Raw genomic sequence first — 22,713 nt, 5'->3', positions numbered from 1 at the left:
CCCTTTCGGGGCTTTTTTAGTTTCTGAACACCATGCCCGAAGGCACAGAATCAGAACGGGATATCGTCGTCGAAATCCATTGGAGGTTCGTTGCTCTGTGCTGGCGCGTTGTTTTGCGCAGCCGGACGAGCCTGCTGGCCGCCGCTGAACTGGTTGCCGCCTTGTGGCTGCTGAGGCTGACCCCAACCGCCCTGCTGTCCGCCGCCTGCTGATGCCTGACCGCCACCTGCTGGTGCGCCGCCGCCGGCACGGCCGCCGAGCATCTGCATGGTGCCGCCCACGTTAACGACGACTTCGGTGGTGTATTTTTCTACGCCAGCCTGATCGGTCCATTTACGGGTTTGCAGTGCACCTTCGATATAAACCTGTGAACCCTTTTTCAGGTATTCACCGGCAACTTCGGCTAATTTGCCGAACAGCACAACGCGGTGCCATTCTGTTTTCTCTTTCTGCTCGCCGGTGGCTTTGTCACGCCAGCTTTCGGAGGTTGCCAGCGTCATGTTGGCAACGGCGCCGCCGTTTGGCATGTAGCGGATTTCGGGATCTTGTCCGAGATTACCGACGAGAATAACTTTGTTTACGCCTCTGCTGGCCATGTGGATTCTCCTGATGATGTATGTCGTGGTTGAAACCACAGTGTTGGGTGTGAGGGGACTCACTTCGCGACATTATAACCACAAAACGCTACCTTCGTACCACGGATGTAAAACGTTGTGGCATTCTTTCCAGAATGTTCAGTAAACACTCCACTGTTACATCGAGTACTGGATATACATTCAGGTTTTGGGGTGGCATGGGCTGTGATTTGTGTCATAATTGCGCGTTACGTTCTTCTCTGTGCCTGATTCGCTGACCGGCGCGATGCCACACTTTCCGACGGTCACCGGCACGGTGAGCTATCAAGTTAATCCGGGAATGATGAATGGATAAGATCGAAGTTCGGGGCGCACGCACCCATAATCTCAAGAATATCAACCTGATTATCCCGCGCGACAAACTGATTGTTGTCACCGGCTTATCCGGTTCAGGCAAGTCCTCTCTGGCGTTCGATACGCTGTACGCCGAAGGCCAGCGTCGCTACGTCGAGTCGCTGTCTGCCTATGCACGCCAATTTTTATCCTTAATGGAAAAACCGGACGTCGACCATATTGAAGGTCTGTCTCCGGCAATTTCGATTGAGCAAAAATCAACATCGCATAACCCGCGTTCCACCGTCGGGACGATTACCGAAATCCACGACTACCTTCGTCTGCTGTTTGCCCGCGTCGGCGAGCCGCGCTGCCCGGACCATAATATTCCGCTGTCCGCGCAGACCGTCAGCCAGATGGTGGATAACGTACTCGCGCAGCCGGAAGGCCAGCGCCTGATGCTGCTCGCGACGATCGTGAAAGACCGTAAAGGCGAGCACACCAAAACGCTGGAAAATCTGGCATCACAAGGCTATATCCGTGCGCGTATCGACGGCGAAGTTTGTGATTTGTCGGATCCGCCTAAGCTGGAATTGCAGAAAAAACACACCATTGAAGTGGTCGTTGACCGCTTTAAAGTGCGTGATGATCTGGCGCAGCGCCTCGCGGAATCCTTCGAAACCGCGCTGGAATTGTCCGGCGGTACCGCAGTGGTCGCCGATATGGATGACCCGAAAGCCGATGAAATGCTGTTCTCCGCCAACTTCGCCTGTCCGGTGTGTGGCTACAGCATGCGCGAACTCGAACCGCGGATGTTCTCGTTCAACAACCCGGCCGGTGCCTGCCCGACCTGCGACGGGTTGGGCGTGCAGCAGTTCTTCGATCCGGAACGCGTGGTGCAAAACCCTGAGCTTTCCCTGGCCGGTGGCGCAATCCGCGGCTGGGATCGCCGCAATTTCTATTACTTCCAGATGCTGCGCTCACTGGGCGAACACTACGATTTCGATGTGGAAGCGCCGTTTAACCAACTGAGCAGCGACGTGCGCCATGCAATCCTGCACGGTTCCGGCAAAACCACCATTGAATTCAAATACATCAACGATCGCGGTGACACATCAATCCGTCGCCATCCGTTCGAAGGTGTGCTGCACAACATGGAACGCCGTTATAAAGAAACGGAATCCAGCGCCGTGCGCGAAGAGCTGTCGAAATACATCAGCAACCGCCCTTGTACGTCCTGCAAAGGCACGCGTCTGCGCGAAGAAGCGCGTAACGTGTTTGTCGAAGAAACCACGCTGCCGGAAATCTCCGATTTCAGCATCGGCCATGCGATGGATTTCTTCCGCAACATGAAGCTCAGCGGCCAGCGCGCAAAAATTGCTGAGAAAGTGCTGAAAGAAATCGGCGATCGCCTGAAATTCCTGGTGAACGTCGGCCTGAATTATCTCTCGCTTTCACGTTCTGCCGAAACGCTGTCCGGCGGTGAAGCTCAGCGTATCCGTCTGGCAAGCCAGATTGGTGCCGGTCTGGTGGGCGTGATGTACGTGCTGGACGAACCGTCCATCGGCCTGCATCAGCGCGACAACGAACGTCTGCTGGAAACCCTGATCCACCTGCGTGATCTCGGCAATACGGTCATCGTGGTAGAACACGACGAAGACGCAATCCGCGCCGCCGACCATATTATCGATATCGGTCCCGGTGCTGGCGTCCACGGCGGTGAAGTGGTTGCAGAAGGCACCGCAGAAGACATCATGGCCAACGAAGAATCGCTGACCGGCCAGTTCCTCAGCGGTAAACGTGAGATTTCTGTACCTGCGCAGCGGGTGCCTGCGGACGCAACGAAAGTGCTGAAACTGTCCGGCGCGAAAGGCAACAACCTGAAAGATGTCACGCTGACGCTGCCGGTGGGCCTGTTCACCTGTATCACCGGCGTGTCCGGCTCCGGTAAATCGACGCTGATTAACGACACATTGTTCCCGCTGGCACAGCGCGAACTGAATGGCGCAACGATTGCCGAAGCCGCGCCGTACCGTGAAATTGAAGGTCTGGGGCATTTCGATAAAGTGATCGACATCGATCAGAGCCCGATTGGCCGTACGCCGCGCTCTAACCCGGCGACATACACCGGCATTTTCACGCCGGTTCGCGAACTGTTTGCCGGTGTGCCGGAATCCCGTTCACGCGGCTATACGCCGGGGCGTTTCAGTTTCAACGTCAAAGGCGGGCGCTGCGAAGCCTGCCAGGGCGATGGCGTGATCAAAGTCGAAATGCACTTCCTGCCGGATATTTATGTGCCGTGCGATCAGTGCAAAGGCAAACGCTATAACCGCGAAACGCTGGAAATTAAATACAAAGGCAAGAGCATTCACGAAGTGCTGGAAATGACGATTGAAGAAGCCCGTGATTTCTTCGACGCCGTCCCTGCCCTTGCGCGTAAATTGCAGACATTAATCGACGTCGGTCTGACGTATATCAGCCTCGGCCAGTCAGCGACCACGCTGTCCGGCGGTGAAGCGCAGCGTGTGAAACTGGCGCGTGAGCTTTCCAAACGCGGCACCGGCCAGACGCTGTATATTCTCGACGAACCGACCACCGGTCTGCACTTTGCCGACATCCAGCAATTGCTGGAAGTGCTGCATCAGTTGCGCGATCAGGGCAACACCATCGTGGTGATTGAACACAATCTGGACGTGATTAAAACCGCGGACTGGATTGTCGATCTGGGGCCAGAAGGCGGTGCAGGCGGCGGTCAGATTCTGGTTGCCGGGACACCGGAAACCGTCGCGGAATGCAAAGAATCGCACACCGCACGCTTCCTGAAACCACTGCTCGAACGCCACAGCCAGCAGGCGAAGAAAACGGCTTAATGTTTTTGGCTTCCTCCCCTGCGAAGGGGAGGAGCTAAAACCAATCCGCATTTCCGCTAAACCTTACTTAAATATCTTCTGCACAAACTCCGCATACGCCGGGCGCCAGACGTCCATTTCATGACCGAGATTCGGATATTCGTGGTAATCGAACTTAATTTTGCGTTGCTCAAGCTCTGATTTCAGTCCCGCAATATCTTTGCCCGTCACCACGTCTTTTTCCCCGACAACGACCGTGAAGTTTTTCAGCTGCGCGTTGATTTTATCAGGTTCGGCGAAACGCTTTTCGACCTCTGCGTTTGGTACGGTCGTCGTGCTGACACCGCTGAATGTTGCCAGCCAACCGAACTGGTTAAGATGCGTCATGCCGCTGACCAGCGTCTGATAACCGCCCTGCGAAAGTCCGGCTAACGCCCGCCCTGCCGCGTCATCACGCACGCGGAAGGTTTTTGAAATCAGCGGGATAATGTCTTCTGTCAGCTCTTTATCTGCCGCCGCCGCGTTGCGCGGATAGAATTCTTTGCGGCGATCTTTAGTGACGTAATCCTCCGGCACCACGCCTTTGGCGTCGGTTTCCGTATCAGGGATCACCACCAGCATCGGTACAATTTTTTTCTCTGCCAGCAGGTTATCCATGATTTGCGGAATGCGCCCCTGATCCAGCGCCGAGCGACCGGTATCGCCAAAGCCGTGATAAAAATACAGCACAGGCAGCGGTTGTGAAGCATCGGTATAACCGGGCGGCGTCCAGACCGCGACCTGACGCTCAGAATTGAGCGCCGCAGAATGATAGGTCAATGTGCGCACTTCGCCATGCGCCACGTTTTTCACATCCAGAATACTGCCCGGCACCAGTATCAGGCTGGTATTCACCTGACGCTGTGGTTTCGGTATGGCGCTGCCCGGATCGGCAATCCGCAGGCCATCCACGTTATAGAAGTATTCGTAGAGATTGGGTTTCTGCTTATCCGACGTCCAGCTCCAGACGCCTTTATCGTCTTTAGTCATCTGATGCGGAATGTAAGTCACCGGCGTTGCACCGGTCACCACGTCCACATGCTCCGCCGCAGGCGCATAAAGCCGGTAGGTAATAGTCAGATCCGGATTCACCGCCGTGATGTAGTTCCTCGCCGGAACAGACGCGTCAACATCCTGCGGAAGGCTTTGCGCGGCAACGGTCAGGGGCAAAGGCGCACTGAGCGCCAGTATCAATAGTGTGGCAAGATTCAGCCTGTTGCGGGTCATCATCCTTTCCTTCTGGGTTGGCGTGAGCAGACGGACAACCTGTCCTGAAGTAACTCACTGTTTTTGCACAACTCTCAGAGTAGGTTATTTTTACAACAAAGGATCGTGACCCGCGTCACCCTTTAAAGGATGCAGTTGCGGCAGCACGCTCAGGCGCTGGAAAGCGAAATCCCAGAATGTCCGGACTTTGCGCGGCATCTGTTGTACCTGTTGCGCGACAAGCTGAACCGGCAGTGGAAGCGGTTCGAAATCCGCCAGCAGCCGGACCATGCTGCCGGTCTGCAAATCTTCGCTCACCTGATACGACAGCAACCGCGCAATCCCGCGTCCGCTGCGCACCGCCAGCAACTGGGATTCGACATCATTGAGCAGCAGACGCGGCGAAAGCCGGACGCGCAGATCGTCTTCGTGCGGTCCGAACCGCCATTCACGGATTTGCGTGCGCAGCGTGCCCATGATGGTCTGATGCGTCGCGAGATCTGACGGATGCTGCGGCAGGCCGGACTGCGCCAGATATGCCGGGCTGGCGACCAGCACGCGGGTTACTTCCGCCACTTTACGCGCCACTTTGCCCGAATCTTCCTGATGCCCGATGCGCACCGCCAGATCCAGGCCTTCGTCGATGAGATCCAAATTACGGTCACTGAGCATCATCTCAATCTGCATGTCCGGGTTCTGTTCAAGAAATTCCATCACCAGCGGCGCAACGTGTTTACGCCCGAACTGCACCGGCGCGGTCATCCGTAAGAGGCCGCTCAGTTGAGTTTCTGCGGTGTCTTCGACGGCGTCCTGATACTGGCTGAGCAACAGCCGCGCTTTATCGGCCAGACGTGCGCCCGCTTCCGTCGGTGCCAGGCTGCGGGTGGTGCGCTCGACCAGTCGCGCACCGAAGCGATGTTCCAGCGAGATAATCGCGCGCGTGATTGCTGGCGGCGAACGGTGAAGTTTACGGGCGGCTTCTGCCAGGCTGCCATACTGAAGTACGGCGACAAAAATCGCCATTTCGTCCAAACGGTCCATTGATTCTTCCACAAAGTGAAACACTCAATTTCAATCTTCGTGGATCACAATCATTTCGCGCAAGAGTAATGTTTATACGACACAGACAAAGGGGACATTCCATGCCCGCCATCCAGCTTTTCGGCACGCCGCTTTCCGGCCACTGCCACCGCGTCACTTTATTGCTTAAGATGCTCAATCTGCCTTTTGAGTTTAAAGAAGCCGGTGCCGCTGAACGCAAAACCGAAGAATTTGCTCATCTGAATCCGTTGCAACAGGTGCCTGTTTTAGTCGATGGCGAACACATCATCACCGACAGCAACGCCATTCTGGTGTATCTGGTGAAACGCTACGCACCGGACAGTCACTGGCTGCCGGAAGATCCGCTGAAAGCGGCGGAAGTGCAGAAATGGTTATCCCGCGCCGCCGGTGAAGTGCGTTTTGGCCCGGCTTCAACGCGGATGGTGAAGCAATTTTCCGCGCCGGAACCTTATGACTACGCGCTGGCGCTGACGGCGAAATTCCTGCCGCTGCTGGAAAAACACCTGGAAACGGATGAGTTTCTGGCGACCGATCGTGCCACGATTGCCGATCTGGCTTGCTACAGCTATATCGCCGCGCTGCCGGAAGGGGGTGTTTCGCTGGAAGACTATCCGGCGATCCAGCACTGGCTGAAACGGATTGAAAATCTGCCAGGTTTCACGCCGCTTCCTGCCCTGCCGTTGCCTGAAAGAGCGCTGTAAGCAGCCATGAACAGCGTATTCCATGCCGATGAAATCCTGGCGCAGGATCTGGCGGGGTTTGATGTTTCCGCGCACGGAATACGCGAGGCGATGCCGGAACAGCACCGGTTGTTTTTTGCCGCGCTGCCTTATCTGTTTGTCGCCACGCTGGATGAAAATGACTGGCCGGTGGCGACGATCCTGACCGGTCCCGCCGGTTTTATTCGCACGCCGGATGACAAACATCTGCGGGTGAATGCGCCACGGCGTCACGACGATCCGGCGCAGGCCGCGCTGGAACCGGGGAAACAGATCGGCGCGCTGGGGATCGATTTCTCCAACCGCAGACGAAACCGGGCAAACGGCAGGATCGGCCGCATGGACAAAAACCGGATCGAGATCCTTATCGATCAGAGTTTTGGTAACTGTCCGAAGTACATTCAGATCCGCAAACTGACGGACGTGCCATTACACAAACCACTGCCCGCGCGCGAAGACATGACAGAGCCGGACGAAGACGCCCGCGCGCTGATTGCGCGTGCCGATACTTTTTTCATCGCCAGCCACGCGCATGGCGGAACCGATGTGTCGCATCGCGGTGGTCAGCCGGGGTTTGCGCACTTGGTGGGAAACCGGCTGTGGGTGCCGGACTACCGGGGCAATCAATATATGAATACGCTGGGAAATCTGCTGGCCGAGCCCCGCGCCGCGCTGTTGTTTATCGATTTCGCCAGCGGCGACATTCTGCATTTGCAGGGATATACCCAAATTCACTGGCAACCAGAGGAAATCCCGGGGCCGTCAGGCGCAGAACGCTACTGGAGCCTGGATATCAGCCGCGTATGGCGCTTTCGTGCAGCGCTACCGTGGCGCGGGGAAGCGCCCGATTTTTCTCCTGCAACGCTGGGAACAGGCCAGTGGCGGGGCGATCAGACGCCGAATTCCTGACGGGTGTTCTCAGGCAAAGCGGAAACGACCATTTTGTAGGAACTGTCGATCAGAGAATAAAGCTGAGAGTTCGGCAAACTGCCGTCAAGCACAACGGTATTCCAGTGCGCTTTGTTGAGGTTCTCACCGGGAAGAATACAGGTATGTTCCGCCCGCAGCTTTCCGGCCATTTCGAGACTGGTTTTCAGGGAAACGGCTTCAAATCCCTGACAATCGCAGAACATCGCAAACATCACGCCGCCCACTTTTATCTGATTCGCACCGTATTGGTTCTGCGTACTTTGCTCTGCTCCGGGTTTTCCCATGCAGTAGTCGAGCAATTCCAGACTGGTCATTTTGGCCTTTCTCCGTCTCTGAGGTGAACGATCCCATCACCGAAATCGTCTATTTAGTGTGCAGCAACATGGCGAAAAAGAAAGGTATGAGATCGCAAATACGAAAAAGGGCTGGCATGACTGTCAGCCCGACCGTTAGGAATGCATTCTGCGTGGCTCAGCCTTCAGACAAGCGCCAGAAATCTCAAAACGTGTACCTTAACCCGAGGCGGATCCGGTACTGCTCGCTGTTATAGGCATTCCAGCGATCTAACCATTGTAATTCGAGATACGGCATCCAGTTCGGGTCAATCTTATAACTGAATTTGTTGGTAATTTCCCAGTGATGGTCTTTCCCGTTTTTGCTGTTGTAATCATTCACGCGCAGGAAGTAATGAGGTTCGAAAGTATAAAAAAAGGCGTCGGTTATTTTAAAATTCCAATAGTTAGCAAACTCCTGTGTATCATTTTTATCCATCTCCCCTTTTAAATCAGCCGTGTCATAATTACTGTGATTATAGCGATAACGGAAAGTCAGATTAAAATAAGGCGTGAATTTATAGTTGGTATCTAAATACAGCGCACCGCCAGAACCGCTGCTGTTATCGTTAATGAGTCCGCCCGGCTGAAAAGTGAGTTTGTCCGTCGGTTTATACAACGGATACCAGCCTTCTATTTCGTTATAACCGTGTTTAATCTCATCCCACCGCCCCACATTGTAAGCGTTGGTGAACATCAACCCCGCCCCCATATCGAAGTTGTAGCCCGCACGCAGAATAACTTCATTGAGATCAGAGGCCGTATTATAAGCTTCACGTGTTTCTACATAAGCCCCGGCAAAAGCAGAGGTGGAAATCACAGAAGATAAAATCATAGCAGAGGTAATTATTTTCATGATAAATCCATTTTTCAGACGTAGGGAAACCGTCACCCGATCAGGTGACCTGTGACGGTTATTATTTTTATTGTGTTACAACAGAAGCACTATCTTTATCTGGCATTGTTTCTGAAATAGTATTTTTTTTCCGCTGGCTGATCTCCTCTATTATTTTCGTGAATTTTTCTTCGTTCAGTTTGTAAAATATCCCCATGATAGCAGCCGCCATGATGGCCAGTGCGCAGGGCCAGATAAAAATAAGCTGACGCAGACCGAGTAATGTGGCACTGCTTTGTACCGCATTCGGGATATAACCAATTTGCGTAAGCATGATTCCCGGCAGAAAACCGGCGAGTGCCGCGGATATTTTTCGTGAAAAGGTATAACCGGTATAGACCGAACCTTCGGCACGTATGCCCGTTCTCCATTCGCCATAATCGACGGTATCGGGAACCAGCGCCCAGTTCAGGCTGTTAACGAACGCGGTGCCGAAAAAGGCCATGCAGGAAAACAGAACAAACATGAATGAGCTGTTTCCCCAGAAAAAATTCAGCATATCGCCGGTGGCCCAGAGCACCAGTCCCCCCAGATAAACCTGTTTTTTCCCGAACCTTCTCACCGCGCCGGGCACCAGAAATACCCCCATCAGAATGCAGCCCATGCTGAAAAAACCCATCCACGAAAGCAGATGAATATCGTTCAGGACGTATTGAGTGTAATAAACCTGAATCGCCAGTTTGATGTTAAAGGCCGCCAGCGTACAGAGATTGGCAAGGCACAACACCAGCAACGGCGGGTTACGAAATATGGCACGAAACGAGCGCAGAATGCCCAGCTTATGCCCTGCGGGCGTAAGTTCGGTGTAGCGTTCTTTGACACCACGGTAGCACCAGCCCATACACAATATCCCGCAGGTGGCGAATACCAGCGCCGCAGTAAAATAGCCCAATGAAGGAGAACCGCCGAACAGCGCCTGTAAAGGCATAAAACAGACAGTGCACAACAACAACCCGAGCGTTGCGCCGCCCTGCCGCCAGGCCGCAAGTTGTGCGCGTTCGTGCGGGTTTCGGGTGATGGCGGGCACCATCGCGCCGTAAGAGCAATTCATCAGGCTGTAGAACAGTCCGAACATCATGAACAGCACCGTCGCGAGCGTCGTTTTCACCAGTAAACTGAAGTCGTTCGCCATAAACTGCGCCGTCGCCACCAGCCCGACAGGAATGGAGGCATAGAGGATGAACGGCCTGAACTTGCCTTTTGCACCAATATGCCGGCGGGAATCAAGCAAAACGCCCGTCAGCATATCGGTGAACGCCGTGAAGAACTTCGCGACTAAAAAGATGATGCCGCCATAAAACGCCGGCATCCCCAGCTCATCGGTATAGAATTTCAGGAGATACAACGTCCCGATACACAACATCAGGTTCGAGCCAAAATCGCCCATTCCATAGGCGCACTTTTCACGCAAAGTCAGCGGATCAGGGTGATGTAAATCCTTCATAGTCGATCCCCAAAGCGCCCCGCAGGGCGCTGTCACAGTGAATACATCACACCTTCCGCTTACGGGTTTCTATTTCCGCAACGATCCGCACGTACATCTTTTCATTGAGGTTATAGAAACAGCCCATCGCCAAAATGGTAATGGCCGCCAGCGCGCAGGGATAAATGAAGATCAACTGGCGCAGGCCCTCCTGCGTTCCCGCTGACTGCACAACGTTAGGCACATACCCTATTTGCGTCAGCATCCAGCCGGGGAAGAAACCGGCCAGAGCCTGCGAGACTTTGCGGAAGAAGGTAAAGCCGGTGTAAACCGTCCCTTCAGACCGCACACCGGTACGCCATTCGCCATATTCCACCGTGTCAGAAACCAGCGCCCAGTTGAGGCTGTTGACGAAGGCGGAACCAAAGAATGCGAGGCAGGAAAACGCCACAAAGCTCACCGAACCGCCGCCAAAGAAGTAGTTAAGCAGGTCGCCGAGGATCCACAGAGAGAGGCCACCGATGTAAACCTTCTTTTTGCCAAAGCGTCTGACGGCGGCAGGCATCAGGAAGACACCGATGAAAATGCACCCCATGCTGAAAAAACCCATATAGGAGAGCAGGATCGGGTCATTCAGCACGTATTGCGTGTAATACACCTGGATCGCCAGCTTGACGTTGAATGCCCCGAGCGTACACAGATTGGCAATGCATAAGATAAACAACGGGCGGTTTCCGGCAATTGCCCGGAACGACTGTAACAGGCCCGGTTTATGCGTCGGGCTGGACGGTTGGGTTTCGACATAACGCTCTTTCACCCCGGCATAACACAGCCACATAAACACCAGCCCAAACAGGGAAAACAGCGTAGCCGCAAAGATATAACTGCGCTGCGAGTTCCCTTCCAGCAGGTTCATGACCGGCACAAATCCGACAGTACACAGCAGCAACCCCAGCGTCGCGCCGCCCTGACGCCAGGCCGCCAGAGAAGCCCTTTCATTTGGGTTTTTCGTGATTGCTGGCACCATCGCCCCGTAGGAGCAATTCATCATGCTAAAGAACAGGCCGTAGAGCATGAACAGAACCGTGGCCATGACCGTTTTACCGGTGATCTCAAAAGGCGTGCCGACGAAGTTGGCGATGGCCAGTAAGGTGACCGGAAATGCGGCATACAAAACAAACGGTCGGAATTTCCCTTTCGGGCCGATTTTCCGGCGCGAGTCGAGCATGATGCCGGTGCCCATATCCGTGAAAGCCGTAAAGAATTTGGCGATCAGGAAGATAATGCCGCCATACGTTCCCGGTAAACCGAGGACGTCGGTATAGAATTTCAGTAAATACAGCGTGCCGATATCCAGAAGGATATTGGAGCCTAGATCGCCCATTCCATAGGCCAGTTTCTCTCTGAAAGGCAGCCGCAATGTCGCGGGATCTGCCGGTGTTGTCTGACGCATTATTCTTCTCCTTCAGCCACCGGCATTTATTCTGCAACCCCGGTGGCTGGGTTTTATCAGATATGGCGTAATGCCCCGAACAGCGCGGCCCACTCGCTGTCAGCACGATAAAATACCGGTGTCTTACCCAGCGGCGCGGCCACGGTCACGTCGCCGCCGTGGCAAATGTCACCGGTCCAGGCATTGACCCAGGTATCCGTTGGCAGATAAAGCGACCAGTCGCTGCGCCCTTCTTCATACACCGGAGCCACCAGCAGATCGCGGCCAAACAGGTACTGGTATTTCAGCCTATAAGTGCGGATATCCTCTTCGTAATGCAGGAAAAGCGGGCGCATCACCGGTAAACCGCTCAGGCTGTTTTGCTTCACGGCGTGTCTGATGTAAGGCTTGAGATGGGTGAAGACCCGGGTCATGCGGGCGAAGTGCGCAATGGTTTCGGCGTCACTGTCGAATTGCCAGTTATCGCCCGGACGGTTCCCTTCATGAGTACGCATCATCGGCGTGAATGCGCTGAAATCGCACCAGCGGAGCAGCAGCTCTTTGCTGCGTTTCATGTCAAAGAGCGTGGTATATCCGCCAATGTCACTGTGATGCAGGCCGTGACCACTCATCCCCAGCGACAAGGCCGCCGGAATGACAGAGGCCAGCCCGTCGTCCAGGCTCCAGTCTACGTTCTGATCTCCTGCCCACATCATGGTGGAGTATTTCTGGCTGTGGCTGTATCCGGCGCGCATGAAGAACAGGATTTCGCCCAGTTTGCCGGTTTCCTGTAAGGCTTCGTAGTTACATTTCGCCCACAGCGCCGGCCATGCGTTATGCATAATTTCTGCACTGACGCCGTTGTGCAGGACAGTATCTGTGGGCAGATATTCTCCAAAGTCCGCCATCCAGCCACCACAGCCCAGCCCGATCAGGTTCTCTTTGATGACATTTTTAAACCAGTCGTAAGCCTGCGGATTAGTGAGATCAACCACGCCCGCGTAAAACTCGCCAAACTCGACATGGTAATCACCGCCGCTGACATCTTTGGTGAGATAGCCGTGCGCCGAGGCTTCAGCACATAAATCCCGGTCGCTGGCGACATAAGGATTGATATACGAGAGGAACTGCACGCCCTCTTCTTTCCACTGCTGGATCCGTTCTCCGAGATGCGGATAGAGCTCACCGTTCCACTTCCAGTTCCACATCACGCGCTTGCCGAAGGACGTCATGCGGATACCGGACCAGTCCTGCGCCCAGATACCGTTCACTTGCACCCCGGCCTGACGCATCGTGTCGAGTTTCTGCTGGCAGATTTCAGTGCCACCCTGAACCCCCAGCGTAATGCCATCGTAAACCCAGTCTGGCAATTCCGGCTGACGCCCAAGCAGTGCCGTCAGTTTTTCCAGCACGTGGATATAGGTTTCGGCACATTCAAACCGCAGCGTGGCGTTATTTTCCCAGAAAGCCAGTTCGTGATAATCCGGCGCGCTGAAGTCAAAATTCATATAGCCGCTGTTCTCAACGTGGCAATAATACTTCTGCGTACTGACGAACGTCGGTTGTGGGAAGAAGGTCCAGTAATAATCGCCGCCCGCATTCTCTTTGCAGTCGGCCTGCCAGGTGACATACGTTTGTTTGTTACGCCCGACACCCTGCTCGCTGGTCCAGAGCGGGAACGGTTTACCGCGCAAATCAAAGTAAGAGAACTGCTCGCCGCAGCCATAAATATGATCTTCCGGTTGCGCGGCCAGCCGCAGCCAGATGCGGTTATAGGCGCTATCGTCGTTTTGCAGTTTGAGCAGCAAACGCCCGTTTTCGTCCCAGGTGATCATCAGCGTGGCACCGAGTGCTTCTCCCCGGCTGAAGCGCACTGTCCAGCCTGCCGCGTGTTCGGCAACCGTCACGTCGGTTAGCGCAACTTTTTCATTCAGACGATCTTTAATACTGAAATTACCGCGAAACATTTCGATATCGGCTTCACCGCCGCCCACCCGTAAACAGGGGGCTTCAGCGGTATGGCGCAGGATAAGGCGTTGTTCAAAAAATAAGGAAAATCCGTTCTCACTGAGAATTAATTCAGGACGGGCAGCGTTATTTTGTAGGGTACTCATAATGACCTCAATTATATCGGGACATGTTTTTTAGTTTTTATTTTCACGGCATTATTTATTTCTGACTTATTTAAATGCCGTGTCAGAAAACGGGGCTTTATTGCGCATTACTGTCCAGCAACCCGGCCGCCACCGCCGGTGCCAGCCCCGGTGCCAGTGGTAAACGTGGGATCACCAGACAGTGCAGAAGATGGTAAATATCCTGTTTGCCATCCCAGACTTTGGTCGTGACTTTATTATCGGTGTCCAGTTCCTGCCACCATGAGCCATTTTCGTAATCCATCAGATACTTCACGCAGTAATCCCACCATTGCTGATACCAGGACTCGTATTGCGCGTCGCCGGTGATGGAATAAAGGGCGTAGGCAGTTCCCATGGCTTCGACAATCGGCCAGCGGACTCTTTCGCGCACGATGGGTTTGCCGTCCCAGTCCACGGAATACACAAAGCCGTCTGCGCCGTCAGGTGCCCAGGCATCGCGGATTGTGGCGTGAAATAAGCCTTTGGCATCTTCGACTAACCAGGCTGGAGGGGTTTCAAAACGAGCCTCCAGCGCAGCATGAAGATGCAACATCAGCCGTCCCCATTCGATCCAGTGGCCGGGCGTTCCGCCATAAGCGCGAAAACGGTGCGCGGGATTGTCTTTGTTGTAATCGCGGATCGGGTCCCACTGCGCCGTAAAGTGCTCGTTAACGCGGTATTCCCCTTTTCTGGCGACGTCATGAATAATCACCGAGGCAATTCTCAGTGCCCGGTCGAGCCATTTGCGGTCGTGTGTGACGTCATAAACAATCAGGAAGGCTTCGACGGCGTGCATATTGGCATTGCCACCGCGATAATCTTCCGTCTCGCGGAAGGCTTCGTCCCAGGATTCCAGGCACATTTGTTCCTGTTCGCTCCAGAAATACTTTTCGATCACGCCGATAGCCTGATCGAGCAATTTTCTGGCCTCCGGGTGGCCGGTCGTCACCGCACTCGCTGCCCCCAGAAGGACGAAGAAATGCTGATAGCCTTGTTTTGAGGCATCCACCACACCTTCATCGTTCACGCAGGCATACCAGCCGCCAAATTGCTTATCTGAAAGCGCACCATTCAGGGCGCGGATACCGTGATCAACAAGCTGATAAGCGCCGGGGCGTCCCATCCCTGCGGCAACCGAATAAACATGCAACATGCGGGCGGTGATCCACAAATGTGTTCCCATCTCTGACCTGACTTGCCCGTTATTTCCCAGCCAGCCGAAACCGGTAGCAACGGCTGCATTTTTACCAAAATCGAAAATCCGGTCAGTTTCCTGCTCAAGCCAGCGGTGATGGCTCAGGGTGTTAAACCATTTCATTTTCCACTCCTTTGTTTAACGGCGGCGAGCCATCATTTCGTCCACGATTTCGCCCAGGCGCTGCAATTTCGGCGCGGAGATATCTCTGAGCATCAGTTCGGTGTCGGGTAATCCCACGACCGAAGACCAGACGGCCCGACCTGCGAGAAAACCGGAAGCGCCGGCGGCCATGGCAATGCTGACGGCGCGCGGGAAGAGTTTTTCATCGACGCCGGACGAGAGGATCACCCAGGGCATGTGAATGTGTTCATTGAGTTTCTGCGAAGCGGTGAGCAATTCGGCCTGCAAGCCCCGTCCGCCGAGGGGCATTTCGACTTTATAAAGATCTGCACCGCTGTCGCCGAGTTCTTTTGCGGCGTCGATAATCGCCTGTTCGCGGTCAAATTTATCCCCGCGCCGTGGTGGCCTGACGACCGGCTCAATGATGCTCAGCAGTCCGTTAGAATGGCAAAGCTGATTAAACGCTTTAACCATACTCAGCCGTGCCTGCGGATCTTCATCACGACGCCACAGAACCAGTAACTTCAACGCTTTACCGCCATTTTCCCTGACCGCGCGCGGATCAACATTTTTGTCGATCACCACGCTGTCCACCGGAATACCGTTACCCGGAATAAACTCATCAGCGGCGACAATCATGGCGCAGTTTTTTGCCACCGCGTGCTGTTCAACAACTTGCGGATAGCAGAACTGTTGATCGACCAAAATGGCCGAGGCGTAAGGGGAAAGTGTTCTGGCCGCATTCACTTTGAAATCGGTCAGAACCTGATCCGCCACCGGTGATTTCGCCCCTGCCGCAGCGAACATTAAGCGCATCGCTTCCCGCTGATCGACAGCCAGCATGGCGAAGCCGCCGGAAGGTCGGGTGATATCTTTGAGGGTGTAGTGAGTCATTCGTCTTTCCTTTGTTAAAACGTTACAAGTGTGTTTTTTGAGCCAATCCGGCGCTGGTGCGAACCTGCTCTAAAATGGCGGTCCAGTCCTGCCGTCCGCGCCCTGCGGCACGAGCCTGGTTGTAAACTTCGCGTGAAGCGGCACCGAGCGGCATCGGAACATGAAGCTGGTTGGCAACATCCAGCGCAATGCCGAGATCTTTATGGGCGAGATCAATCATGAAAGCCGGTGAAAGGTCGCCTTTCAGGACTTTGTTTGGCCAGGAGGTAGTGAAGTGGCCTTTTCCGGCTGGCGTGCCGCTCATGACCTGAAGCGCTACTTCAAAGGAAAGACCCAGCGCTTCGCAAAGCACTGCGGCTTCGGCTGAAAGTGCATTGAGCGCAATACTCATGTAGTTATTAATGAGTTTGACGCGGATCCCCATGCCCGGTCCGCCAGCGTTAATCAGCTCAGACCCCATCGCCATCAGCACCGGTTTCGCCCGTTCCACCTGTTCTTGTGTGCCACCGGCCAGCAGCAGCAACGTTCCGGCAATGGCATGATCGGACGTCCGCCCGACAGGCACATCCATCATGCTGAAACCCTTTTCACGCATTTCAGCCATCAGTTTGTCGGTTTGCAGCGGGTGGATGGTCGACATATCAATAAGCAGCGCTGATTTCTCCAGCGTCTCGCAGACGCCGTTACGGCCAAAGAGTGCCTCACGTACAAGATCACCGTTGGGCAACATGGTGATCACGAAATCGGCGCTTCGCGCAGCCTCCGCAGCGCTCTTGCCTCCAGCCGCGCCCTGACGGACCAACGCCTCCATAGCCTGCGGATTAAGATCGAAAACGCTTAACCGGTGACCGTGTTTAATCAGATTGGTGGCCATCGGTGCCCCCATCTGCCCCAGTCCGATAAATGCAATATTTGCCATGAACATCTCCTTAGCACTGCCGCGTTATGTCATTTTTTGATGACTGATAATGTCTGTATTTGTCTTTTTTTGATCGTATTTGTAATTTCAAGTCAAAAAATTGACAGCCATCACTTTTTTAACAATTGGCTTAATTAAAATAACCTCATCAAAAAATGCTTAAGGAATAGCCATGATTCGCATTGCCTGTGTCGGGATTACCGTAATGGATCGTATTTATTGCGTTGAGGAACTGCCTTCGGAGGGAGGGAAATATGTCGCTGAAAAATATCATGAAGTGGGCGGAGGACCGGCAGCAACCGCCGCCGTGGCGGCGGCAAAACTGGGGGCAAAGGTGGACTTCATTGGTCGCGTGGGCGATGACGATACCGGAAACCGGCTGCTCGCGGAGCTGGAATCCCTGGGGGTAAACACCCGTTTTGTCCGGCGCGTGAAAGAGGCCCGTTCCTCGCAATCTGCTGTGCTGGTGGATAAAAAAGGTGAGCGAATCATCATCAATTATCCCAGCCCTGATTTACCGGCCTCTGCAAAATGGCTCGAAGCGATAGACTTTTCACAGTGGGATGTCGTACTGGCCGATGTGCGCTGGCATGACGGTGCAAAACAGGCATTTACCCTGGCGCGTAAAGCCGGCGTGATGACCGTTCTGGATGCCGATGTGACGCCGCAGGACATTTCTGAACTGGTGGCATTAAGCGATCACACCGCTTTCTCTGCACCAGGATTACAACGTCTGACGGACACAGATGATGCGGGGACGGCGTTATTGAAAACAAAATCGCTCACAAACGGACATCTTTATGTCACGCAGGGTTCGCAGGGGTGTCTGTGGTTGGAAAATGACGCGATCCGCCATCAGCCCGGTTTTCACGTCAAAGTCGTGGATACCACGGGTGCAGGCGATGTTTTTCATGGCGCACTGGCCATCAGCCTCGCACAGGGCGCATCGCCCGCAGAAGCGGTGAAGTTTGCCAGTGGTGTTGCCGCATTGAAATGCACGCAGCCCGGCGGTCGTGCAGGGATCCCCGACTGTGATCAAGCCCGGTCTTTTTTGTCACTTTCTGTATAGAATACGACTCAGACGCTCATTTTAGAGGTATGTCCATGAGTCTTACTGAACTGACCGGGAATCCGCGTCACGATCAATTGCTGGAGCTGATCGCTGAACGCGGTTATATGAACATTGAAGAGCTGGCCGCTTTGCTGGAGGTTTCAACACAAACCGCCCGCCGGGATATCCGCAAACTCAGCGAGCAGGGATTGATAACACGTCATCACGGAGGGGCGGGCCGCGCATCCAGCGTGGTTAATACCGCCTTTGAGCAGCGTGAAATTTCGTGGACGGAAGAGAAGAAAGCCATTGCGGAAGCGATCGCCGATTACATTCCCGACGGCTCCACGGTGTTTATCACCATTGGCACTACCGTTGAGCAGGTGGCGCATTCTTTACTCAACCACAACCGCCTGCGGATTATCACTAACTGTCTGCGGGTTGCACATATTCTGTATAAAAATCCCCGCTTTGAGGTCATGGTGCCAGGCGGGACGCTGCGTCCGCACAATGGTGGGATTATTGGCCCTTCCGCGACCTCTTTTGTCGCAGGTTTTCGCGCCGATTATCTGGTTACCAGCGTGGGGGCAATTGAAAGTGACGGCGCGTTGCTGGAGTTTGATGTGAACGAGGCCAGCGTGGTGAAAACTATGATGGCGCATTCGCGGCATATTTTACTGGCTGCCGACCACACCAAATATCATGCTTCCGCGGCCGTAGAGATTGGAAACATCTCGCAGGCCGCCGCATTGTTTACCGACGAACTCCCCGCTGCCGGGCTGCTTAAGATTCTGAAAAATCATCAGGTTGAAGTGATTAACGTCAGCACATCGGAATAAATGAATACAAAAAAGGGCCGACATCGCTGTCAGCCCTTTTCGTATAAAACGGGGAGTTATTGCACGGCCGCGAAGGCTTCGGCGACCTGTTTCACGTTATGGTGATTCAGGCCGGCCATGCACACGCGGCCGCTGAGGATCAGGTAAACGCCGAATTCTTCACGCAGACTGACAACCTGTTCTTCGCTAAATCCGGTGTAACTGAACATCCCACGCTGTTGCAGCAGGTAATTGAAATCACGACCCGGCAAGGCGACTTTCAGGCTGTCGACCAGCGTGTGACGCATTTCAAGAATACGGGTGCGCATTTTTTCTACTTCGGCTTTCCACTGCGCGTTCAACGCGCTGTCGCTCAGGACTTTCGCTACCACTTTCGCACCGAAATTCGGCGGGCTGGAGTAGTTGCGGCGCACGGTCGCTTTCAGCTGACCCAGTACGCGGCCTGCGGCGTCGCTGTCTTCACACACCACGGACAACCCGCCGACGCGTTCACCGTACAGGGAGAAAATCTTCGAGAAGGAGTTGCTGACGAAGCAATTCACACCGGCAGATGCCATTGCGCGGATAGCGTAAGCATCTTCATCAATGCCTGCGCCAAAGCCCTGATAAGCGATGTCGAGGAACGGGATCAGCTCGCGCTGTTTCGTAATTTCGATCACCTGATCCCACTGGGCTGGCGTCAGGTCAGAACCCGTCGGGTTGTGACAGCACGGATGCAGCAGCACGATGCTTTTCGCTGGCAGGGTTTTCAGGCGGTCAGTCATCGCCTCGAAGTTTACGCCCAGCGTTTCAGGGTCAAAGTACGGATAGGTGTGAACCTTGAAGCCTGCGCCACCAAAAATGGCCACGTGGTTTTCCCAGGTCGGGTCGCTCACGTAAACTTCTGAATTCGGGAAATAGAACTTCAGGAAGTCAGCGCCCACTTTCAGCGCGCCGGAACCGCCGACGGTCTGAATGGTGGCAATACGCTGTTGTTTCAGCGCCGGATGTTCCGCGCCAAACAGCAGTTCCTGAATGCCCGCGCGGTACGCTGGCAGGCCTTCCATCGGCAGATACACTGACGCGGCCTGTGGCCCGGCGTTCAGCTGTTGCTCTGCGTTTTCCACCGCAGCCAGCTGCGGGATAATACCCTGCTCGTCGTAATAGAGACCGATGCTCAGGTTCACTTTGTCTTGTCTTGGATCGGTCTTAAAGCTTTCCATCAGCGACAAAATCGGGTCACCGGCATAGGCATCAACATGTTGGAACACGGTATACATCTCCTTGGTTTGGTTGAGTGGCGCGGCAATCCACGCCAGTCATACCGGCGCATCGCTGCTATTTCACAGACTATCAAAGTTCGTTAAAAAAGATGACAACATTGTTGTCAATTTTCGGGCACCCATTGCATATAAAACCGCCCGTTCGTCTGAGAAGCTAATCAGCCCAGATAGACTAGGATCTAACAGTCACCTCATTCGAACCGGAGCCCTTTAAAATGACCACACTGAAATCACTGCAAGGCAAAGCCGCTTTTGTTCAGGGCGGATCACGCGGCATCGGCGCCGCGATCGTCAAGCGTCTGGCCCACGATGGTGCCAGCGTCGCCTTCACCTACGTTTCTTCCGACGAAAAAGCGCAGGCGCTGGTGAAATCCATCGAAGCCGGCGGCGGTAAAGCCCTTGCGATTAAAGCCGACAGCGCCGATGAAAGCAGCGTGCGTTCAGCTATCGACAACGCCGCTCAGGCTTTCGGTAAAATCGATATTCTGGTCAACAACGCCGGTATTCTGGCGTTCGGCGAGCTGGATGCGCTGACCATCGACGATTTCGACCGCACCATTGCGGTTAACGTGCGCAGCGTTTTCGTCGCCAGCCAGCAGGCCGCGCGCCATATGCCGGACGGCGGCCGCATCATCACCATCGGCAGCACCAACGCGGATCGCATTCCGTTCCAGGGCGGTGCGGTGTATGCCATGAGCAAATCCGCGATTGTCGGCCTGACGAAAGGCCTGGCGCGTGATTTAGGCCCACGCGGCATTACCGTCAATAACGTGCAGCCCGGCCCGGTTGATACCGATATGAACCCGGCTGACGGCGAGATGGCAGAAGGTATGCTGAGCTTTATGGCGCTGGATCGTTACGGTAAAGACAGTGAAATCGCCGGTTTCGTGGCGTATCTGGCAGGCCCGGAAGCGGGATATATCACCGGTTCCAGCCTGACTATTGACGGCGGTTTCGCTGCATAACAGGGCGACGACGGGCATCGAAAACGGCGAATAATTTTCGCCGTTTTTTTGGCGTCAGACGCTGTAACGCCCCGGCCGGTGGTTCATGGCGATAATCAGATTGACGATCACCGCGCCCAGAATAGAGGCGATCAGCATTTCAACACTGACCACAAACAGCGATGCCAGCACGATGCAGCAATCGACGCCCATCTGGAATTTACCGGCGCGGATGCCGTATTTGTCCTGCAGAAACAGCGCCAGTATATTCACGCCGCCGAGGCTGGCTTTGTGGCGGAACAGGACGATAAAGCCGATCCCCATGATAACGTTAGCAAAGAGCGTGGCGTAGAAAGGTTGGAGATGATCGAAGTGAACGAACAGCGGGTGCAAATCAGAGAACACCGAGACCAGCGCCACCGCCGTGAATGTTTTCAGCGTGAACTGCCAGCCCATGCGGCGGATGGATAAATAATAGAACGGTAAGTTGATAATAAAGAAAGCCGTACCGAATGAGACGTGCGAAATATAATGCGCCAGAAACGCCATCCCCGCCGTACCACCGGTCAGCGCGCCGACCTGACGTAGCATCACCACGCCAAACGAGACCATCAGCGTGCCGATGATAATCGCCAGCGCATCTTCAACCAGCGTGTGCCCGCTGTGCGGTTGTTCAGCGGCGGGCTTAATATTGTCTAAACTTGCCATAAATCCCCTTTCCCCGGAAAAAGTTACTCAAAATACTTTTCGTGATAATTAAGGAGACGGGGAATTAAGGCAATATTTACGCACGTAATTTGCATTAAAAAGCGAAAATAAGATTTTGTGACGCGTTAATTAATCTTTACATGCACAGATTGCGCATTTTAATTCATTTTTATGCACCAGAAACGGGAATTCGCACCAAAATAAGTCACCATAATAGTGCGTAATAAACAGAGGGTTTTTATTTATTACGCTGAGGTTATTTTTATCAGGCAAAGGTTAAAAGACCGTTTTCTTTTAAGCGGTTAAGCACAACCGATGTTTTCACATGCGCCACACTTTTGTGTACAGACAGGATTTGGCTGATCAATGTGCTCAAACCGGCCAAATCTTTGACGGCGACTTTCAGCAGATAATCCGCATCACCGGTGGTTTTGTAGGCGTCGATGATAGCATCGACTTCACCGAGCATGCTGTGGAAAGCGTCAACCTGCGCGGGTAAATGATTGATAAGCCTGACTTCAATCAACCCAATCATACCCAGACCGAGCGCTTCCGGCGCCAGACGTGCATGATAACCGAGGATTAATTGCGCCTGTTCCAGACCAATCCGGCGGCGTGAGCATTGTGATGCGGACAATCCTACCAGTTCGCTTAATTCCTGATTAGTCAGTCTTCCGTTAGCTTGTAATAAGGTCAGAATTTTCAGGTCATAATCATCAACGCTGTACATAGCAACTTTCCTGTCGTTTTAATTTTTGTTTATAGTGATTTAACTTTGCAAAGACTATACCCAAAATAATTCAAGTTGTTTGAAGGCGGAAACGCCGTGAATCCCCGGAGCTTACTCA

Annotated in this window: 20 protein-coding genes; 6 read left to right on the top strand and 14 right to left on the bottom strand. The window is 54.0% G+C overall.

Annotated elements, in window-relative coordinates:
- Positions 1–50: 50 nt before the first annotated feature.
- On the bottom strand, positions 51–596 hold the full coding sequence (locus ACLBVC_RS21855; protein WP_410151371.1) for a single-stranded DNA-binding protein: 546 nt from the start codon (positions 594–596) through the stop codon (positions 51–53).
- Positions 597–922: 326 nt separating this feature from the next.
- Here ACLBVC_RS21855 and uvrA point away from each other — a divergent pair, with 326 nt between their 5' ends.
- Entirely contained in the window at positions 923–3,778 is a 2,856-nt protein-coding gene (gene uvrA, locus ACLBVC_RS21850; RefSeq protein WP_410151370.1) for an excinuclease ABC subunit UvrA, read from the top strand.
- A 63-nt stretch (positions 3,779–3,841) separates the two neighbouring features.
- On the opposite strand, the gene ACLBVC_RS21845 is transcribed toward uvrA, so the two are convergent.
- Entirely contained in the window at positions 3,842–5,023 is a 1,182-nt protein-coding gene (locus ACLBVC_RS21845) for an esterase (protein WP_410151369.1), read from the bottom strand.
- A 90-nt stretch (positions 5,024–5,113) separates the two neighbouring features.
- Complete coding sequence (locus ACLBVC_RS21840) at positions 5,114–6,043, bottom strand: LysR family transcriptional regulator (protein ID WP_410151368.1); 930 nt, start codon at positions 6,041–6,043, stop codon at positions 5,114–5,116.
- 101 nt (positions 6,044–6,144) lie between these two features.
- Here ACLBVC_RS21840 and ACLBVC_RS21835 point away from each other — a divergent pair, with 101 nt between their 5' ends.
- Both ACLBVC_RS21835 and ACLBVC_RS21830 read left to right on the top strand, forming a co-directional pair.
- Complete coding sequence (locus ACLBVC_RS21835) at positions 6,145–6,765, top strand: glutathione S-transferase family protein (protein ID WP_410151367.1); 621 nt, start codon at positions 6,145–6,147, stop codon at positions 6,763–6,765.
- 6 nt (positions 6,766–6,771) lie between these two features.
- Complete coding sequence (locus tag ACLBVC_RS21830) at positions 6,772–7,692, top strand: pyridoxamine 5'-phosphate oxidase family protein (RefSeq protein WP_410151366.1); 921 nt, start codon at positions 6,772–6,774, stop codon at positions 7,690–7,692.
- Here the strand turns inward: ACLBVC_RS21830 and ACLBVC_RS21825 are convergent.
- The 8 genes from ACLBVC_RS21825 to yihU form a co-directional block, all read right to left on the bottom strand.
- Entirely contained in the window at positions 7,674–8,027 is a 354-nt protein-coding gene (locus ACLBVC_RS21825) for an MmcQ/YjbR family DNA-binding protein (protein ID WP_101074872.1), read from the bottom strand. The two genes, ACLBVC_RS21830 and ACLBVC_RS21825, sit on opposite strands and share 19 nt — an antisense overlap.
- Positions 8,028–8,211: 184 nt before the next feature.
- On the bottom strand, positions 8,212–8,901 hold the full coding sequence (gene ompL, locus ACLBVC_RS21820; protein WP_410151365.1) for a porin OmpL: 690 nt from the start codon (positions 8,899–8,901) through the stop codon (positions 8,212–8,214).
- Positions 8,902–8,968: 67 nt separating this feature from the next.
- Complete coding sequence (locus ACLBVC_RS21815) at positions 8,969–10,384, bottom strand: MFS transporter (protein ID WP_410151364.1); 1,416 nt, start codon at positions 10,382–10,384, stop codon at positions 8,969–8,971.
- Between the two features lie 46 nt (positions 10,385–10,430).
- The gene (locus ACLBVC_RS21810; protein WP_410151363.1) at positions 10,431–11,816 is read right to left on the bottom strand and encodes an MFS transporter; all 1,386 of its coding nucleotides are present in this window, start codon (positions 11,814–11,816) and stop codon (positions 10,431–10,433) included.
- A 56-nt stretch (positions 11,817–11,872) separates the two neighbouring features.
- Positions 11,873–13,909, bottom strand: a complete 2,037-nt coding sequence (locus ACLBVC_RS21805) for an alpha-glucosidase (RefSeq protein ID WP_410151362.1) — start codon at positions 13,907–13,909, stop codon at positions 11,873–11,875.
- A 97-nt stretch (positions 13,910–14,006) separates the two neighbouring features.
- Complete coding sequence (gene yihS, locus ACLBVC_RS21800) at positions 14,007–15,248, bottom strand: sulfoquinovose isomerase (protein WP_410151361.1); 1,242 nt, start codon at positions 15,246–15,248, stop codon at positions 14,007–14,009.
- Positions 15,249–15,263: 15 nt separating this feature from the next.
- Complete coding sequence (yihT, locus tag ACLBVC_RS21795) at positions 15,264–16,142, bottom strand: sulfofructosephosphate aldolase (RefSeq protein WP_410151360.1); 879 nt, start codon at positions 16,140–16,142, stop codon at positions 15,264–15,266.
- Positions 16,143–16,164: 22 nt separating this feature from the next.
- The gene (gene yihU, locus ACLBVC_RS21790; RefSeq protein WP_410151359.1) at positions 16,165–17,061 is read right to left on the bottom strand and encodes a sulfolactaldehyde 3-reductase; all 897 of its coding nucleotides are present in this window, start codon (positions 17,059–17,061) and stop codon (positions 16,165–16,167) included.
- A gap of 172 nt (positions 17,062–17,233) precedes the next feature.
- Here yihU and ACLBVC_RS21785 point away from each other — a divergent pair, with 172 nt between their 5' ends.
- Together ACLBVC_RS21785 and ACLBVC_RS21780 are read left to right on the top strand one after the other, a co-directional pair.
- Positions 17,234–18,130 (top strand): sugar kinase, encoded by an 897-nt coding sequence (locus tag ACLBVC_RS21785; protein WP_410151358.1) that lies wholly within the window; start codon positions 17,234–17,236, stop codon positions 18,128–18,130.
- 35 nt (positions 18,131–18,165) lie between these two features.
- Positions 18,166–18,951, top strand: coding sequence for a DeoR/GlpR family DNA-binding transcription regulator (locus ACLBVC_RS21780; protein WP_410151357.1), 786 nt, complete (start codon positions 18,166–18,168; stop codon positions 18,949–18,951).
- A gap of 56 nt (positions 18,952–19,007) precedes the next feature.
- Here ACLBVC_RS21780 and ACLBVC_RS21775 read toward each other — a convergent pair whose 3' ends face one another.
- Entirely contained in the window at positions 19,008–20,201 is a 1,194-nt protein-coding gene (locus ACLBVC_RS21775) for an amino acid aminotransferase (RefSeq protein ID WP_410151356.1), read from the bottom strand.
- A 227-nt stretch (positions 20,202–20,428) separates the two neighbouring features.
- On the opposite strand from ACLBVC_RS21775, the gene ACLBVC_RS21770 reads away from it, so the two are divergent.
- Positions 20,429–21,178: a 3-oxoacyl-ACP reductase family protein gene (locus ACLBVC_RS21770; RefSeq protein ID WP_410151355.1), complete on the top strand. Its 750-nt coding sequence runs from the start codon at positions 20,429–20,431 to the stop codon at positions 21,176–21,178.
- 54 nt (positions 21,179–21,232) lie between these two features.
- On the opposite strand, the gene ACLBVC_RS21765 is transcribed toward ACLBVC_RS21770, so the two are convergent.
- Together ACLBVC_RS21765 and ACLBVC_RS21760 are read right to left on the bottom strand one after the other, a co-directional pair.
- On the bottom strand, positions 21,233–21,865 hold the full coding sequence (locus tag ACLBVC_RS21765) for a YitT family protein (RefSeq protein ID WP_410151354.1): 633 nt from the start codon (positions 21,863–21,865) through the stop codon (positions 21,233–21,235).
- Between the two features lie 265 nt (positions 21,866–22,130).
- Positions 22,131–22,595 carry an Lrp/AsnC family transcriptional regulator gene (locus tag ACLBVC_RS21760; RefSeq protein ID WP_410151353.1) on the bottom strand — a complete coding sequence of 155 codons (465 nt, stop codon included), beginning with the start codon at positions 22,593–22,595 and terminating at the stop codon, positions 22,131–22,133.
- Positions 22,596–22,713 lie beyond the last annotated feature (118 nt).

This window comes from Rahnella selenatireducens (assembly GCF_046449555.1).
Lineage (GTDB): Bacteria > Pseudomonadota > Gammaproteobacteria > Enterobacterales > Enterobacteriaceae > Rahnella > Rahnella selenatireducens.
This window is presented reverse-complemented; position numbering and strand designations above follow the sequence as displayed.

Excerpts from the sequence above, each read along its gene's own strand:
- ACLBVC_RS21855 (WP_410151371.1), bottom strand. The coding sequence starts at position 596 with ATGGCCAGCAGAGGCGTAAACAAAGTTATTCTCGTCGGTAATCTCGGA.
- uvrA (WP_410151370.1), top strand. The coding sequence starts at position 923 with ATGGATAAGATCGAAGTTCGGGGCGCACGCACCCATAATCTCAAGAAT.
- ACLBVC_RS21845 (WP_410151369.1), bottom strand. The coding sequence starts at position 5,023 with ATGACCCGCAACAGGCTGAATCTTGCCACACTATTGATACTGGCGCTC.
- ACLBVC_RS21840 (WP_410151368.1), bottom strand. The coding sequence starts at position 6,043 with ATGGACCGTTTGGACGAAATGGCGATTTTTGTCGCCGTACTTCAGTAT.
- ACLBVC_RS21835 (WP_410151367.1), top strand. The coding sequence starts at position 6,145 with ATGCCCGCCATCCAGCTTTTCGGCACGCCGCTTTCCGGCCACTGCCAC.
- ACLBVC_RS21830 (WP_410151366.1), top strand. The coding sequence starts at position 6,772 with ATGAACAGCGTATTCCATGCCGATGAAATCCTGGCGCAGGATCTGGCG.
- ACLBVC_RS21825 (WP_101074872.1), bottom strand. The coding sequence starts at position 8,027 with ATGACCAGTCTGGAATTGCTCGACTACTGCATGGGAAAACCCGGAGCA.
- ompL (WP_410151365.1), bottom strand. The coding sequence starts at position 8,901 with ATGAAAATAATTACCTCTGCTATGATTTTATCTTCTGTGATTTCCACC.
- ACLBVC_RS21815 (WP_410151364.1), bottom strand. The coding sequence starts at position 10,384 with ATGAAGGATTTACATCACCCTGATCCGCTGACTTTGCGTGAAAAGTGC.
- ACLBVC_RS21810 (WP_410151363.1), bottom strand. The coding sequence starts at position 11,816 with ATGCGTCAGACAACACCGGCAGATCCCGCGACATTGCGGCTGCCTTTC.
- ACLBVC_RS21805 (WP_410151362.1), bottom strand. The coding sequence starts at position 13,909 with ATGAGTACCCTACAAAATAACGCTGCCCGTCCTGAATTAATTCTCAGT.
- yihS (WP_410151361.1), bottom strand. The coding sequence starts at position 15,248 with ATGAAATGGTTTAACACCCTGAGCCATCACCGCTGGCTTGAGCAGGAA.
- yihT (WP_410151360.1), bottom strand. The coding sequence starts at position 16,142 with ATGACTCACTACACCCTCAAAGATATCACCCGACCTTCCGGCGGCTTC.
- yihU (WP_410151359.1), bottom strand. The coding sequence starts at position 17,061 with ATGGCAAATATTGCATTTATCGGACTGGGGCAGATGGGGGCACCGATG.
- ACLBVC_RS21785 (WP_410151358.1), top strand. The coding sequence starts at position 17,234 with ATGATTCGCATTGCCTGTGTCGGGATTACCGTAATGGATCGTATTTAT.
- ACLBVC_RS21780 (WP_410151357.1), top strand. The coding sequence starts at position 18,166 with ATGAGTCTTACTGAACTGACCGGGAATCCGCGTCACGATCAATTGCTG.
- ACLBVC_RS21770 (WP_410151355.1), top strand. The coding sequence starts at position 20,429 with ATGACCACACTGAAATCACTGCAAGGCAAAGCCGCTTTTGTTCAGGGC.
- ACLBVC_RS21765 (WP_410151354.1), bottom strand. The coding sequence starts at position 21,865 with ATGGCAAGTTTAGACAATATTAAGCCCGCCGCTGAACAACCGCACAGC.
- ACLBVC_RS21760 (WP_410151353.1), bottom strand. The coding sequence starts at position 22,595 with ATGTACAGCGTTGATGATTATGACCTGAAAATTCTGACCTTATTACAA.